General features: G+C 70.5%; 19 protein-coding genes. 14 read left to right on the top strand and 5 right to left on the bottom strand.

All coding sequences use genetic code 11. The features are described 5' to 3' along the window. The first annotated feature begins 34 nt into the window (after positions 1-34). From AC2YHJ_RS04500 to AC2YHJ_RS04435, 14 genes are all read left to right on the top strand, one after another. Positions 35-214 (top strand): hypothetical protein, encoded by a 180-nt coding sequence (locus AC2YHJ_RS04500; RefSeq protein WP_487394251.1) that lies wholly within the window; start codon positions 35-37, stop codon positions 212-214. A 48-nt stretch (positions 215-262) separates the two neighbouring features. Beyond that, entirely contained in the window at positions 263-667 is a 405-nt protein-coding gene (locus AC2YHJ_RS04495) for a 6-pyruvoyl trahydropterin synthase family protein (RefSeq protein WP_487394250.1), read from the top strand. Further along, on the top strand, positions 664-1,710 hold the full coding sequence (locus tag AC2YHJ_RS04490; protein ID WP_487394248.1) for a glycosyltransferase family 4 protein: 1,047 nt from the start codon (positions 664-666) through the stop codon (positions 1,708-1,710). Before AC2YHJ_RS04495 ends, AC2YHJ_RS04490 begins: the two co-directional genes overlap by 4 nt. After that, positions 1,710-2,582 carry a class I SAM-dependent methyltransferase gene (locus AC2YHJ_RS04485; protein WP_487394246.1) on the top strand — a complete coding sequence of 291 codons (873 nt, stop codon included), beginning with the start codon at positions 1,710-1,712 and terminating at the stop codon, positions 2,580-2,582. The genes AC2YHJ_RS04490 and AC2YHJ_RS04485 overlap by 1 nt, the downstream gene beginning before the upstream one ends. Before the next feature lie 16 nt (positions 2,583-2,598). Then, complete coding sequence (locus AC2YHJ_RS04480) at positions 2,599-3,084, top strand: cupin domain-containing protein (protein ID WP_487394244.1); 486 nt, start codon at positions 2,599-2,601, stop codon at positions 3,082-3,084. 116 nt (positions 3,085-3,200) lie between these two features. Further along, positions 3,201-4,460: a 3-oxo-tetronate kinase gene (otnK, locus tag AC2YHJ_RS04475; RefSeq protein WP_487394243.1), complete on the top strand. Its 1,260-nt coding sequence runs from the start codon at positions 3,201-3,203 to the stop codon at positions 4,458-4,460. Next, a complete protein-coding gene (otnC, locus tag AC2YHJ_RS04470) occupies positions 4,453-5,085 on the top strand; it encodes a 3-oxo-tetronate 4-phosphate decarboxylase (protein WP_487394242.1) in 633 nt (210 codons plus the stop codon). The genes otnK and otnC overlap by 8 nt, the downstream gene beginning before the upstream one ends. Before the next feature lie 8 nt (positions 5,086-5,093). Further along, a complete protein-coding gene (locus AC2YHJ_RS04465; RefSeq protein ID WP_487394240.1) occupies positions 5,094-5,447 on the top strand; it encodes a DUF1937 family protein in 354 nt (117 codons plus the stop codon). Continuing rightward, a complete protein-coding gene (locus AC2YHJ_RS04460; RefSeq protein ID WP_487394238.1) occupies positions 5,444-6,277 on the top strand; it encodes a phosphate/phosphite/phosphonate ABC transporter substrate-binding protein in 834 nt (277 codons plus the stop codon). Before AC2YHJ_RS04465 ends, AC2YHJ_RS04460 begins: the two co-directional genes overlap by 4 nt. A gap of 71 nt (positions 6,278-6,348) precedes the next feature. Then, positions 6,349-7,317: a tripartite tricarboxylate transporter substrate-binding protein gene (locus AC2YHJ_RS04455; RefSeq protein ID WP_487394236.1), complete on the top strand. Its 969-nt coding sequence runs from the start codon at positions 6,349-6,351 to the stop codon at positions 7,315-7,317. 8 nt (positions 7,318-7,325) lie between these two features. Further along, on the top strand, positions 7,326-7,931 hold the full coding sequence (locus tag AC2YHJ_RS04450; protein WP_487394234.1) for a nitroreductase family protein: 606 nt from the start codon (positions 7,326-7,328) through the stop codon (positions 7,929-7,931). Further along, on the top strand, positions 7,928-8,536 hold the full coding sequence (locus tag AC2YHJ_RS04445; RefSeq protein WP_487394233.1) for a nuclear transport factor 2 family protein: 609 nt from the start codon (positions 7,928-7,930) through the stop codon (positions 8,534-8,536). The genes AC2YHJ_RS04450 and AC2YHJ_RS04445 overlap by 4 nt, the downstream gene beginning before the upstream one ends. A 199-nt stretch (positions 8,537-8,735) precedes the next feature. Beyond that, positions 8,736-9,869 (top strand): NHL repeat-containing protein, encoded by a 1,134-nt coding sequence (locus tag AC2YHJ_RS04440; RefSeq protein ID WP_487394232.1) that lies wholly within the window; start codon positions 8,736-8,738, stop codon positions 9,867-9,869. Positions 9,870-9,902: 33 nt separating this feature from the next. Then, positions 9,903-10,286: a methylglyoxal synthase gene (locus AC2YHJ_RS04435; RefSeq protein WP_487394231.1), complete on the top strand. Its 384-nt coding sequence runs from the start codon at positions 9,903-9,905 to the stop codon at positions 10,284-10,286. Between the two features lie 3 nt (positions 10,287-10,289). On the opposite strand, the gene AC2YHJ_RS04430 is transcribed toward AC2YHJ_RS04435, so the two are convergent. From AC2YHJ_RS04430 to AC2YHJ_RS04410, 5 genes are all read right to left on the bottom strand, one after another. Further along, on the bottom strand, positions 10,290-10,991 hold the full coding sequence (locus tag AC2YHJ_RS04430; RefSeq protein WP_487394229.1) for an MgtC/SapB family protein: 702 nt from the start codon (positions 10,989-10,991) through the stop codon (positions 10,290-10,292). An 11-nt stretch (positions 10,992-11,002) separates the two neighbouring features. After that, on the bottom strand, positions 11,003-12,409 hold the full coding sequence (locus AC2YHJ_RS04425) for an FAD-binding oxidoreductase (protein ID WP_487394228.1): 1,407 nt from the start codon (positions 12,407-12,409) through the stop codon (positions 11,003-11,005). Between the two features lie 49 nt (positions 12,410-12,458). Continuing rightward, a complete protein-coding gene (gene mtnA / locus AC2YHJ_RS04420; protein ID WP_487394227.1) occupies positions 12,459-13,562 on the bottom strand; it encodes an S-methyl-5-thioribose-1-phosphate isomerase in 1,104 nt (367 codons plus the stop codon). Positions 13,563-13,722: 160 nt separating this feature from the next. After that, positions 13,723-14,193, bottom strand: coding sequence for a UPF0262 family protein (locus AC2YHJ_RS04415; RefSeq protein WP_487394226.1), 471 nt, complete (start codon positions 14,191-14,193; stop codon positions 13,723-13,725). After that, complete coding sequence (locus tag AC2YHJ_RS04410; protein ID WP_487394225.1) at positions 14,186-14,635, bottom strand: DUF983 domain-containing protein; 450 nt, start codon at positions 14,633-14,635, stop codon at positions 14,186-14,188. Before AC2YHJ_RS04410 ends, AC2YHJ_RS04415 begins: the two co-directional genes overlap by 8 nt. Positions 14,636-14,663: the final 28 nt, after the last annotated feature.

The following is a 14,663-nucleotide window of genomic DNA, read 5'->3' as shown; positions in this document are numbered from 1 at the left end:
TCGCGCGCCCGGATGGGATCCGAAAGGATGCGCCATGACCGATATGGAACGACCGCTGCCCTGGGGAGCCGATCGCTCCCTGCCGCCCGATGCCCGTAACATCACCACCAAGGTCCGGCAGGGCATCACGCTCGGCGTGATGCGCTGGGTGCTCGGCATCTCCCTGACAGCCGTGGTGATCGGGATGGGCGTGGCCTGGCTGCTGCTTCGTTAGGCAGTAGCGCCGGATGACGCGCGGCGGCCCGGCCGCTACAAAGGCGGCATGTTCAGCCTGACCGTCGTCGACCACGTCATGATCGCCCATTCCTTCCGTGGGGAGGAATTCGGCCCGGCCCAGCGCCTGCACGGCGCCACCATGGTGGTGGAAGCGGAATTCCGCGCGCCCAAACTCGACCGCCTGAACCTGCTGGTCGACATCGCCGCGGCGAAGGTCGAGCTGCGCCGCATCCTCGACGGCTTCGACTACCGCAACCTCGATGCCGAACCGCAATTCGCAGGGCAGAACACGACGACCGAGTTCCTCTGCGCGCATATCCACAAGCTGCTGTCCGCCGCGCTGGCCGAAGGGCGCCTTGGCGAGGGCGGGCGCGCGGTGACGGGCATCAAGGTGCTGCTGCGCGAGAGCCACGTCGCCTGGGCGGCCTATGAAGGGGCGCCCGCTTCGTGACGTTGCATCTGCTCGTCCCCGGCCCCTTCGACGCGATCTCGGGCGGCTACATCTATGACCGCCGCATGGTCGAAGGGCTGCGCGCGCTTGGCGAGACGGTCGAGGTCGTGGAATTGCCCGGCAGCCACCCTGCCCCGGACGATGCCGCGACCGAAGGCGCCCGCGGCGCGCTGCGCGGCCTGCCTGCCAATGCGCGCATCGTGATCGACGGGCTCGGCCTGCCCGCCTTCCTGCCGCTGGCGCAGGACCTCGCGGAACGTCGCGCGGTGGCGTTGATCCACCATCCGACGGCGCTCGAACACGGCTTTCCCGAGGCGTCGCGGACCGTGCTCAAGGCGAAGGAACGCGCGCTGTTCGGCGCCATGGCACGGATCATCTGTACCTCCCCCCTCACCGCGCGGCGCCTGCCGGAGGAATTCGGCGCCGACCCGCTGCGCATCGGCGTGGTCGAGCCAGGCACCGAGGAAGCGCCGCGCGCCGCCGGGTCCGGCGGCCCAGGCTGCGCGATCCTGTCGGTCGGCACGCTGGTGCCGCGCAAGGGGCATGACGTGCTGATGCGGGCGCTCGCACGGCTGACCGACCTTGAATGGAGCCTGACCATCGTCGGCGACGACCGGCGCGATCCCGCCCATGCCCATGGGCTGCGCGCGCTGGCCGAGGAACTCGGCATCGCCGGCCGCGTCACCTTCGCCGGCGAGGTGACGGGCGAGGCGCTGGAGGCGCTCTATCACCGCGCCGACCTCTTCGCCCTCGCGACGAAGTGGGAGGGCTATGGCATGGCCGCGGCCGAGGCGATGGCGCGCGGCCTGCCGCTCGCGATCACCGCCGGCGGGGCGATCGCCGAAGTGGTGGTGAAGGGTTCGGCCATCGTCTCCCCGGTCGATGACGTGATGTCGCTGTCCAAGGGCATGCGCCGGGCGATCTTCGACGCCGACCTGCGGGCCGAGATGGCCGAGGCGGCCTGGGCCGGCGGCCAGGCCCTGCCGCGCTGGCCCGACCGTGCGGCCGCCTTCCGCGCCGAGATCGAGAAGGCCTACGCCTGATGGCGGAGGGCTTCGACGGCGACTGGCTCGACCTGCGCGAGGAGCAGGATGCCTGGGCGCGCGACCAGGACCTTGGTGCCCATCTTGCGGAGATCCTGCCCGCACGGCCGCGGCTGCTCGACCTTGGTTCGGGCACCGGCAGCCTCATCCGTTGGCTCGGGCCGATCATCGACCGGGCGCAGGCCTGGACCATGGTCGATGCCGACGCGGAACTGATGTCGCGCGCATTCGACACCATGGCCGACACGGCCGAGATGCTGGGGCTGTCCGCCACCTTCCCCGGAAAGAAGACGCTGCTGGTCCACACGCCGGGCGGCGCGTGGCGGATCGAGGGGCTGCTCGCGGACCTCGCCGATGCGCCGGATGGGCTGCCGCTGGATCGCGTCGATGCCGTGGTGTGCTCGGCGTTGTGCGACCTCGTCTCGCGCGACTGGGTCGGCCGTATCGCCGCGGCGTGCGCGGCGCGGTCCCTGCCCTTCTATGCCGCGCTGAACGTCACCGGACGCGACCGCTTCGACCCGCCGCGGCGCGGCGACGCGCTGATCGCACGCGGCTTCCGCCGCGACCAGCGGCGCGACAAGGGGTTCGGGGGCGTGGCACTGGGTCCCGACGCGGTCGCGGTGCTGGCCGAGGCCTTCACGGCGCAGGGCTACACCGTGCTGCGCGCGGCTTCGGATTGGCACATCGACCGGCGTGACGGCATGCTGGCCGCCGAGATCGTCACCGGCCACGCCAAGGCCGCGCTGCCCTGGGAACGGCGGCAGTCGAAGGCGATCCTCGGCTGGGCCGAGGCGCGCCGCGCACAGCTGCTGGCCGGCCGCCTGCGCGTGACGATCGGCCATGAGGACCTGCTGGCCCTGCCGCCCGCCTGAGACCGGAGAACCGTCCATGAGCGATACGCCGCCGCCCGTCGCCCTGACCGCCATCGAGGTTCCGCCGCGCGCGCGGCCGTCGATGTATCCGGCGGATCTCGTCGCCAAGATCGGCGGGCGCGAGAAGCGCGTGCTGGGCGATCTGTTCGGCTTGCAGAATTTCGGCGTGAACCTCACCCGGCTGCCGCCAGGGTCGGCCTCGGCGCTGCGCCACGCGCATGAGAAGCAGGACGAGTTCGTCTATATCCTGGAAGGGTCGTGCACCCTGGTCACCGATGCGGGCGAGACGCCGCTGTCGGCGGGCATGTGCGCTGGCTTCCGCGCCGGCACCTGGGATGCGCATCATCTCCTCAATCGCGGCGACGCCGACTGCCTCTATCTTGAGGTCGGCGACCGCACGCGCTTCGAAAAAGTCATCTACCCGGATGACGACCTGATGATCCTGCCGGGCCCGGACGGCAAGAGCGTCTACTACCGCAAGGACGGAACGCCGATTTTCTAGCGGCGCTGCCATTCGCCCCGGCTCACGGCAACGACGCTAGATTGTTGTTTTCGCGAGCATCTTCACCCAATCAGGTGATCCCTCCTGATCGGGACCTGCTCTAAGGGAGGGCGAGAATGCCCCTGTTGCTCGGCTGTATCGCCGATGATTTCACTGGCGCGACCGATCTCGCCAATACGCTGGTCAAGGGCGGCATGTCGGCCGTGCAGGTCATCGGCGTCCCGGATGGCCCGCTGCCGGACGCCGATGCGGTCATCGTCGCGCTGAAGACGCGCACCGCACCCGTCGCCGATGCCGTCGGGCAGTCGCTGGCGGCCTGCGGCGCGCTAACGCGTGCCGGGGCGAAGCAAATCTTCTGGAAATACTGCTCGACCTTCGACAGCACGGATCAGGGCAATATCGGCCCGGTGGGCGATGCGCTGCTGAAGCGGCTCGGCTCGGGCTTCGCCATCGCCTGCCCGGCCTTCCCGACCAATGGGCGAACCATCTATCTCGGCCATCTGTTCGTCGGTGGCGCGCTGCTGAACGAGAGCGGGATGGAGAACCATCCGCTGACGCCCATGACCGACCCTAACCTGGTGCGCGCGCTGTCGCGCCAGGCCGAGGGCGGTGTCGGCCTGGTGCCCTTCAACACGGTGGAACAGGGTGCCGCGGCGATCCGGCAGGCGACGACGCGGCTGGTGGAGTCCGGCCGTCGCTGGGCAATCGTCGATGCAGTGACGGATGCACATCTGATGGCGATCGGCGAGGCCGTCGCACTGCACGCGCTGGTGACGGGCGGCTCGGGCGTGGCGATGGGGCTGCCGGAGAATTTCCGTCGCGCCGGCCTGCTGCCGGCGCGGCCCGACGCCGACGCGCTGCCGCCGATGGCCGGGGCCGCGGCGGTGGTGGCCGGGTCCTGCTCGCGTGCCACGCTGGGGCAGATCGGCCTCGCGCGCGACCATGTGCCGGTGCTGGAACTGGATGCGCTGGCGACACCCGACGCGGCGGCGATGGCGGCGCAGGCGCTCGCCTGGGTGGATGGCAAGCTGGAGGCGTCGCGTCCGGTGGTGATCGCAGCCTCCGCGACACCGGACAAGGTCGCTGCCTTGCAGGCGAAACTCGGCCGCGACGCCGCCGGCGCGCTGGTCGAGGACGCGGTCGCGACCATCGCCGCGGGCCTCGTCGCGCGCGGCGTCGGGCGGCTGGTGGTGGCGGGGGGCGAGACTTCGGGCGCCGTGGTGCAGCGGCTTGGCGTGACGTCGCTGCGCATCGGGCCGGAAATCGACCCAGGGGTGCCCTGGACCTACGCCAATCCGGCGGGGCTGCACCTCGCGCTGAAGTCGGGGAATTTCGGCGCGCGGGACTTCTTCCTCAAGGCGTTCAGCCATGGATGAGGCGGCGCTCCGCGCGCAGCTGGCCATGCTTGGCGCGTCCCTGTTCCAGCGCGGGTATTCGGTGGGGACGGCGGGGAACATCTCCGTGCGGCTGCCCGACGGCTACCTGATGACGCCGACCAATTCCTGCCTCGGGCGGCTCGATCCCGCGCGGATCAGCAAACTGGCGCCGGATTGGTCGCATATCGGCGGCGACAAGCCCTCGAAGGAGGTGTTCATGCACCGCGCCGTGCTGACGGCGCGGCCCGATGCGGGTGCGGTGGTGCATCTGCATTCGACCCATGCGACCGCCATTGGCTGCCTCGCCGAACCAGGCGAGACGGCGCCGATCCCGCCACTGACGCCGTACTTCGTCATGCGCGTCGGGCGCTTGCTGCCGGTGATCCGGTATTACCGGCCGGGCGATGCCGCGATGGAATCCGACATCCACGAGGCTGCGAAGGGCGCCAAGGCCGTGCTGCTTGCGAACCACGGCCCTGTGGTGTCGGGCAAGACGCTGGAGGACGCCGTCCATGCCGCCGAGGAATTGGAGGAATCGGCCCGCCTCGCCCTGCTGCTGCGCAGCGCCGGCGCGCGGGTGCTGACGCCGGCGCAGGTGGACGACCTGCTCGCGACCTTCGGTTGATGTGGATCATGGTTGCCGGTCCCTATGCGACGGGCGGCGCCGACGCCGCGACGCGCGCAGAACGGCTGGCCGAGATGAACCGCGCCGCCCTTGCCCTGTTCCGCCTGGGCCATGTGCCCGTGATCGGCGTGAATATGGCGCTGCCCATCATCACCGCCGCCGAGGGCGATGCGTTCGATGAAGTGATGATGCCGCTCTCCCTCGCTCTCGCCGAACGCTGCGACGCGGTGCTTCGGATCGGCGGGCCGAGCGCGGGGGCGGACGCCGAGGTCGCGCGCTTCCGTGCGGCGGGCAAGCCGATCTTCACGGCGATCGCCGACATCCCGCCCGCGGCACGCGACGTCGTCGGGCACGGCCCATGATCCGCACCGCCTCCCTGCCCATGTACAATCTGGCGGAGCTGCGTCCGGTCAACGCCGCCGCCTGGGATGCGATCGCGACGTTGCTGCGCGCCCGCGGCCTGCGCGACCTGCCGGCGGCGCTCAGCTTCGAGCGTCCGGCGGTGCCCGCGTCGATCGGGCCGGAAGTGCTGTTCTCGCAGACCTGCGGCTATCCGCTCGGCACCGTCTATCGCGGCCAGCATGCGCTGCTCGGCGTGCCAGACTACATCGAGCCCGCAATGCCAGGATGCGACGCGCCATCCCTGCCCGGCCCGACGCATCGTGCGGTCTTCGTGGTGCGCAGCGACGACCCGGCGCGACGGCTCGAGGACCTGCGCGGGCGCGTCTTCGCCTGCAACAGCCGGCATTCCAACAGCGGGATGAACCTACCGCGGCGCAGCCTGGCACCGCTTGCAGGCGGGCGCGCCTTTTTCGCGCGGGTGGTGGAGACCGGCGCTCACCCGGCCTCCATGGCACTGGTGCAGAGCGGTGGTGCCGATGCCGCGTCGATCGACAGCATGACCTATGCCTTCCATGCCGATGTGCGGCCCGAAGCATTGGCCGGGCTGCGCATCCTCGACGTATCGGTGCCGAGCCCGGCAATTCCCTTCGTGACCTCAATCGCCACCGATGCGCGGACACTCGCGGCGTTGCGCGACGCTCTCATCGCCTTCGGCAGCGCGCCGGAACACGCGTCTCTGCGCCAGGCGCTGCGCCTGCGCGCGATCCTGCCGCCGGAAGGATCGGACTACCGCATCCTCGCGCGCTACGAGGCCGAGGCGGCCGCCATGGGCTATCCAGAGCTTGCCTGACGCGCCGCGCCTTGACCGTGCAGCGCCGGCAGGCGAGACCGCAGGAGAGGACGATCCAAGGGAGAGATGCCGTGACGCAACGTCGCGCCCTTCTGCTTGCCGCATCGCTGGCCGCCTTGCCCGCCCGCGCGCAGGACGCCTGGGTGCCCGACGGGCCGATCCGGTTCATCCAAGGCTTTGCGCCGGCTGGCACCACCGACATCGTCGCGCGCCTGCTCGCCCCGCCGCTGGCGGCAGCACTTGGCCAGCCGGTGGTGGTGGAGAACCGCCCCGGCGCCGGCGGTACGCTGGCCGCGGAGACCTTGGCCCGGGCCCGCCCGGATGGCCGCACCATGATGATGCTGAACAACGCCTTCGCCGTGACGGCCGCGACCTTCCGCCGGCTGCCCTATGACCCGCTGGCCGATGTCGTGCCGGTGACGCAGGTCGCGACCATGCCGCTGGTGTTCCTCACCCCGCCGAGCGGACCGCTCGCCTCCGTCGCCGCGCTGGTCGCGGCCGCGAAGGCCAATCCGGGCAGGCTCAATCTCGGCACGGTCGGCGTCGGTTCGACCCAGCATTTCGTCGCCGAAGCCTTCCAGGCGATGGTGGGCGTGAAGCTCACGCATGTGCCCTATCGCGGCACGCCGGCCGCGGTGCTGGCGCTGCGCCAGGGCGAGGTGCAGTTGGTGGTCGAGACGGTGGCCGCCGTGCTCGGCCAGGTGCGGGGCAATGAGGCGCGCGCCATCGCGCTGTCCACCGCCGAGCGCTTCCCCGGCCTGCCCCAGGTGCCGACCATGCGCGAGAGCGGCCTTGCCGAGTTCGACCTCGCGACCTGGTTCACCATCGGCTTTCCCGCCGGCATCCCCGCCGCCGCCGTCGCGCGCATGCAGGCGGAGACGGCGCGCGCGCTGGCCGATTCCGACCTCGCTGCACGGATGCGCGAGATGGGCCTGACCCCGGTCGGGTCGGACGCCGCAACCGCCGCCGCCGTGATCCGCCGCGACATCGCGCGCTGGCGCGAGCTTGTCGCCAGCGCCGGCATTCCCCAGCAGGAGTAAGCAAGACCATGACCGACCGCATCGCGCCCGCGGCGCATCCCATCGAGCCCGTGCTCGCTGCGCGCTGGAGCCCGCGATCCTACGAGGATCGCGCGGTGCCCGACGCCGCGCTGGCGCAGGTGCTGGAGGCGGCGCGCTGGGCGGCCTCCTGCATCAACGACCAGCCCTGGAACTTCCTTGTGACGCGCAGGGACAAGGACGCAGCTGGCCACGCCGCGTTGCTCGGCTGCCTGTCGGTCAACAACCAGGCTTGGGCCGGGCGCGCGCCGGTGCTGATCCTCGGCGTCGCACGGACGCATTTCGCGCATAACGGCAATGCCAACCGCCATGCGGGCTACGACCTGGGCCAGGCGGCGGCGAACCTGGCCGCGCAGGCCGCGGCGCTGGGGCTGCAGGCGCACCAGATGGCTGGCTTCGATGCGGCCAAGGCGCGCGCGGCCTTCGCCATCCCGGAGGGCTTCGATCCGCTGAGCGCCATCGCGCTCGGCTATGTGGCGCCGCCCTCGGCGCTGCCCGAGGCGCTGGCGGCGCGCGAGGTGGCACCGCGCACGCGCCGGCCGATCGCCGAGTTCACCCATCTGGGCGCGTGGGGCAGTCTGGGGTCGCCGGCATGAGCGACAACGGCCTGCATGACGAGTTGGACCTGCGCAGGCTGGTCCAGGACTGGGCGGTGTGGCGTGACGCCGGCGACTGGGACCGTTTCGCTACCTGCTGGCACGCCGACGCCCGCATGATGGCGACTTGGTTTCAGGGTCCGGCCAGCGAATTCATCAAGGTGAGCCGGGCGGGCTTCGAGCGCGGCGTGCGCATCCTGCACTTCCTCGGCGGCAGCAGCGTGGACCTGGCGGGCACCCGCGCCATCGTGCAGACCAAGATGACGATCAGCCAGCGCGCCGAGGCAGAAGGCGTGACGGTGGACGTGGTCTGCACGGGGCGCTTCTACGATTTTTGCGAAAAGCGCGACGGGCGCTGGGGCGTGGTGCTGCGCCAGCCGATCTACGAGAAGGATCGCATCGACGCGGTGGATCCGGCGGCAAGGCTGGTGCTCGATCCCGCGCTGCTGGCGCAGTTCCCGGAAGGGTACCGGCACCTGGCGTATATCCAGACGCGCATCGGCTATGCCGTGAAGCGCGACATGCCGGGCCTGGTGGGGCCGGAGGTGGCGGCGCTGTATGCGTCGGGGGCGAAGTGGCTGAACGGCGGAGTGCTAGACCGATAGCCCGGCTTGCGTCCCGTGGCGCGCGGCACCGGAGCAAGGCCCGATCGGATGGAATGATCGGATCGGCGTTCCTGCTCTAGACAATTTGAGTTGATGAAGCAGCGCCTGTCGCATCGGCGCAACCGTGCCGCGGTTCCACTCGATCCGGTGCTGCTCTAGCCTTCCCGCGGGGCTCGACGCCCCAGGGAAGGAACGCGCGATGTCAGCCATACAAGGGTGGCGCCGGATACTTGCCGGCGCCGCGGCGGCTCTCCTGCTCTCCAGTACCGCAGGGTTTGCCCAGCAGGCCCATCCGCCCACCGAGGTCCCGCCCGGCTTCGAGGTCGATCCGCATTGGCCCAAGGCCCTGCCGAACAACTGGATCTTCGGCCAAGTCGCCGGTGTGGCCGTGGACCGGCGCGACCACATCTGGATCGTCCATCGCCCGCGCTCGCTGCAGGACCGCCAGGTGATGGCCGGCCGCACGCCGCAGCCGACGATCTGCTGCGTCGCCGCGCCGCCGGTGCTCGTCTTCGACATGGGCGGCAACCTGATCCGGTCCTGGGGCGGCCCCGGCCAAGGCTATGAATGGCCGGAGTCCGAGCACGGCATCTACGTCGACGACGAGGACAATGTCTGGCTCGCCGGCAACGGCCCGCGTGACCACCAGTTGCTGAAGTTCAGCCTGGACGGCCAATTCCGCCTGCAGATCGGCCGCGCCGGCGCCTCCACCGGCAGCAACGACACCGCCAACCTCAACCGCCCCGCCGATACCGAGGTCGACATCCGCACGCGGGAGGTCTTCGTCGCCGATGGCTACGGCAACCGTCGCGTCATCGTCTTCAACATGGATACCGGCGCGTATCTCCGCCATTGGGGCGCCTATGGCGAAAGGCCGCATGACAACCGGTTGCCGGCCTATGACCCCTCCCAGCCGCCGTCGCGATCCTTCGGCAGCCCGGTGCATTGCGTACGCCTGACGCGGGATGGCCTGGTCTATGTCTGCGACCGCGTGAACAACCGCGTGCAGGTGTTCCGCCGCGACGGTACCTTCGTGCAGGAATTCTTCGTCGCGCGCGAAACGCTGCTGAACGGCGCGGTCGCCGACATCGTGCCGTCCCGCGATGCCGAGCAGCGCTTCCTGTTCAGCGCCGACAACACCAACTCCGTCGCACGCGTGCTGCGCCGGAGCGACGGCGCCGTGCTGTCCACCTTCGGCCGCATGGGGCGTTATGCCGGGCAGTTCATGGTGCCGCACAACATCGCCGTGGACAGCACAGGCAACCTCTACATCAGCGAGGTGGACACCGGGCAGCGCGTGCAGCGCTTCCGCCGGGTGGACCAGAACCGGTAGGATCGGCCCGCCGGTCCTGGAGTGTCATGCGCGATGCCGATCACCCTCGCCCTCGTCGCGCATGACCGGATGAAGCCGGCGCTGGCCGAATGGGCCGCGAGGCATGCGGCGGACCTTGCCCCGCATGCCATCGTCAGCACCGCGACGACCGGTGCCACGATCCACGCGCAATGCGCGGAGTTGCGGATCCGGCTGGTGAAGTCGGGGCCGCTCGGCGGCGACCAGCAGATCGGCGGCATGATCGCCGAGGGGCAGGTCCAGGCACTGATCTTCTTCCCCGACCCGCTGACGCCACAGGCCCATGATGTGGACGTGAAGGCGCTGCTGCGCATCGCGCTGGTCTACGACATCCCCGCCGCCTTCAGCCCAGCGACGGCGGATCTGCTGGTGGCGGGCGGGCTGCTCGCGACGGGCTGAGGGTCAGTCCTCGATTTCCGACCAGCCGGCGCGCGTCACGCCCGGTTCCAGGTTCAGCCGGGCGACGATCGCCTCGAGCCGTTCCTCCGCAGCGCCGCCGGCGATCAGTTGTGCGGTCAACACGACGCGTGGTGCGGCGCCCTCCGGGCCGGCCAGATCCTCGCCGTCCAGGCGCTGCAGCCGGGCGTCGCTCGCGGCGATCTGCTTGACCATCAACTGTCGCAACGCCGCCCTGCGCTCCGCCGTGCCGGTCACGCTGATACGAAACGCGCGTTCATATTCCGCCCCCGATCGCGGCACGCGGTCGATGGCGCCGACGATCGGGCGGATCACGATGTTCACCGCCACCACCAGCCCTGCGGCGATCCCCGCCAGGGCGAATTGCCCGGCCCCGCAGCCGATCCCGACGGCCGCCGAACACCACAGCGTCGCCGCGGTGTTCATGCCCTTCACATCCAGCCCCTGGCGCAGGATCGCCCCGGCGCCGAGGAAACCGATACCCGAGACGACCTGCGCGGCCATTCGTGAGGGGCTCGCCTCCCCTGTCGTCGAAAAGCCGATCAGCGCGAACGCAGCCGCGCCGAGGGCGACGAGGCCATTGGTGCGCAACCCCGCCGAGCGCTGGCGATACTGCCGCTCGACGCCGATCGCCGCCCCCAGTAGCAGGGCGGCGACCAGGCGCAGCGCGATCTCCTCGACGGGCATCGGCGATCCAGTCAGGGCAGCATCTTGCCGGGGTTCATCATCCCGCGCGGGTCGATCACTGCCTTCACCGCGCGCATCAGGTCGAGCGCCACCGCATCCTTGTGCGTCGCCATGGCGTGGCGCTTCGACTGGCCGATGCCATGCTCGGCCGAGAAGGACCCGCCGAGTTCGACCGCGATGGCGTTGACCATGCCTTCCGCATCCCGCGCGCGCGCCGACCATTCGTCATAGGCCGTGCCGCTCGGCGCCATCAGGCTGACATGGATGTTGCCGTCGCCGGCATGGCCGATCGCGATCAGCCGCCCCTCCGGCCAGCGCTCGGCAAGTGCGGCCTTCACCCGCGCGCAGAATTCCGGCACCGCGGAGACCGGCACCGAGGTGTCCGTGTTGACCGTCGGCGCCTCCCGCCGGCCGCAATCGGGCCAATCCTCGCGGATGCGCCAGATCATCGCGCGCTGCGCTTCGTTCTCGGCGATGGCGGCGTCGAGCACCTCCTCCGCCTCCGCCCCCGCGGCGAGCGTGTCCTCCAGCATCTCGCGCAACGGCACCGAAGGGTGTGCGGCGGCGAGTTCCACCATCACATACCAGGGGCTGCCGACCGGCAGCGGGATGCGGATGCCGATGCCATTGCGGCTCACGATATCCATGCATTCGCCGATGATAAGCTCGAAGGCGATGACATCGGCCCCGCTTTCCATGACGCGGGAGAAGAGGTTCAGCGCTGCCTCCGGCGAAGGCACGGCGACGAAGGCGGTCTCGACGCGCTTCAGCGCGGGGACGATGCGAAGGGCGGCGGCGGTGATGACGCCGAGCGTCCCCTCCCCGCCCAGGAACAGGTGGCGCAGCGCATAGCCGGAATTGTCCTTGCGCACGCGGCGCAGGTCGTTGAGCACGCGCCCGTCCGGCAGCACCACCTCGAGCCCGAGCACGAGGTCGCGCGCATTGCCCCAGCGCAGCGTGCGGATGCCCCCCGCATTGGTGGACAGCGCGCCGCCCACCATCGCCGAGCCCTGCGCGCCCCAAGACAGCGGGAACAGCCGGTCCACCGCGGCGGCAGCCTGCTGGACGTTCTGGATGATGCAGCCGGCCTCGGCGACGATCGAGAAATCCCGCGCATCGACGTCGCGGATGCGATTCATCCGTTCCAGGCTGAGCACCACTGAAGGCGGCCCGTTCGCCGGCACCACCGCGCCGCCGCACAGCCCGGTGCGGCCGCCGGCCGGCACCACCGCAAGCCCGGCCGCGGCGCAGGCACGGATCGTGGTGGCGACTTCCTCGGTGGTGCCGGGGCGCAGCACGGCGGCCGGCATGCCATGCCATTGGGCACGCCAATCGACGGCATAGGGGGCGATGTCGTCGGCGCCGGTCAGGCAGTTCCGAGGGCCGAGCGTTGCGGCGAGGTGCTGAAGCGTTTCCATGGCCGCGATCCTGCGCCGCCCTGGCTGTTGGTCAAGCGGGCGCGGCCGATCACGCCGGTTGGGGGACCGCCTTCTCGGGATACATCGCGGCGATCGCCTCGGCATTCGCGGCGATGCGCCCGCGTTCGGTGATCAGCCCCGTTACCAGCCGCGCCGGCGTCACGTCGAAGGCGGGGTTGGCGGCCGGGCTGTGGCCGGCGACGACGCGAATGGTCTCGATCCGGCCATCGGATGTGCGGCCGGTCAGGTCGGTCACCTCGGCCTGGCTGCGCTCCTCGATCGGGATCTCCTTCACCCCGTCGGCGACGCGCATGTCGAGCGTGGAATGCGGCAGCGCGACCCAGAAGGGCACGCCGTTGTCGCGCGCGGCCAGCGCCTTGAGGTAGGTGCCGATCTTGTTGGCCACATCACCCGCGCGCGTCACCCGGTCGGTGCCGACGATGACGATGTCCACTTCCCCATGCTGCATCAGGTGCCCGCCGGCATTGTCGGCGATGACGGTGTGCGGCACGCCGTGGGCACCGAGTTCGAAGGCGGTGAGTGCGGCGCCCTGGTTGCGCGGGCGGGTTTCGTCCACCCAGACATGGATCGGCAGCCCGGCGTCATGGGCCATGTAGATCGGCGCAAGCGCGGTGCCCCAATCGACCGTGGCGAGCCAGCCGGCATTGCAATGCGTCAGCACGTTCACCGGCTGGTTCGGCTTCTTCGCGGCGATCTCCTGCAACAGGGGCAGGCCGTTGCGGCCGATCGCCTCGCAGGTGGCGGCGTCGTCATCGGCGATGGCGGCGGCCTCGGCATAGGCAGCCGCCACGCGCTCCGCGGCCGGCAGGTTGCGCAGCGCCGCGAGCATCCGCTCGATCGCCCAGCGCAGATTGATCGCGGTGGGGCGCGTGGCGGCCAGGCGCTTGCAGACATCCTCCAGCGCCGCGGGGTCGCGGCGCATGGCGAGTGCGACGCCATAGGCCGCGGTGGCGCCGATCAGCGGCGCGCCGCGCGTCTGCATGGACCGGATGGCGTGGGCGACCTGCGTCTCATCGGTCAGGCGCAGCCACTCGACGTGCCAGGGCAGCTTGGTCTGGTCGAGGATGCGGACCGACCAGCCATCCTCCGCATCCACGCGCACGCTGCGATACCAGGTGCCCTCGATCTTCATGCCCGTCCCTTCCCTATCGCAGCGGCCCGATGCCCTGTCCCGCGCCGGCGCGCAGGGCGTGGCCGCGCCCAGGCCAGGGCGCCGCACGGCCTGCGAGCCTAGCCGCCGGATGGCGTCCCAGGCATCCAGGATCTGCTGGATTCTAGATTCTCTCTGGATTCTAGATTCTCTGGTGCAACGCGCAGACCAGCGTGAACAGCCGCCGCGCCGTCTCGAAATCGACCTCGATCCGGCCGTCGAGGCGCTGGCGCAGCAACTCCGCGCCTTCGTTGTGCAGGCCACGCCGGCCCATGTCGATCGCCTGGACACGGGATTCCGGGCCGCTTTCGGCGACCGCCTGCTCATGCGCCTCGACCACCATGTGGTAGTCCTTGATCAGGCGGCGAAACGGCCCGAGCGCCAGGGCGAGGACATGCAGCGGACGGTTGTCGACGTCGCGGATGTCGAGCACCAGCCGCCCTTCGCGCACGGACACGGCCAGCGCATAGGGACCCTTGGGCAGGTTCGGCGGGCTGAAATGGTTGCCGGTCAGCAGGTCCGCGATCGCCTGGCGGCGATCGGCCTCGGCATAGACGGACGGCGCCGGCGGTTCCTCCGGCAGTTCGACACGGATCAGGCGCTGGTCACGCATCGCGCGGTGCCTGTCGCGGCGCAGGGGTCGGAATCTGCGCGCCCTGTTCGGTCCCGGTCAGGCCGAGCCGCATCATCCAGGCCACCACCGCCCCCTTGATCGGGCGGAGGAACAGCGCGCTGAGGATAGCGAAGAGCGGCAGCCAGATCGCCATGTGCAGCCACATCGGCGGGTACCACGCCTTCTCGACCACGAAGACGATCGGCACCAGCACATGCCCGACGATCAGGATGGTGAAATAGGGCGGCGCGTCATCGGCGCGGATGCGCCCGAGCGGCGCATGGCAATGCGAGCATTCATCCACCAGCCGCAGATAGCCGCTGAACAGCTTCCCTTCGCCGCAGGCCGGGCAACGGCCCCGCGCGCCGCGCAACAGGGCCGTGCCGATGGGCGGCTGCGCCACGACCTCCGTTGGGGAAACCTGCTCCGAAGCCCAGGGCATTGGCGTTCCTTTCGCGGGCGCTCTGGCG

The organism is Roseomonas sp. SRI_022, assembly GCF_057586215.1.
This window is presented reverse-complemented; position numbering and strand designations above follow the sequence as displayed.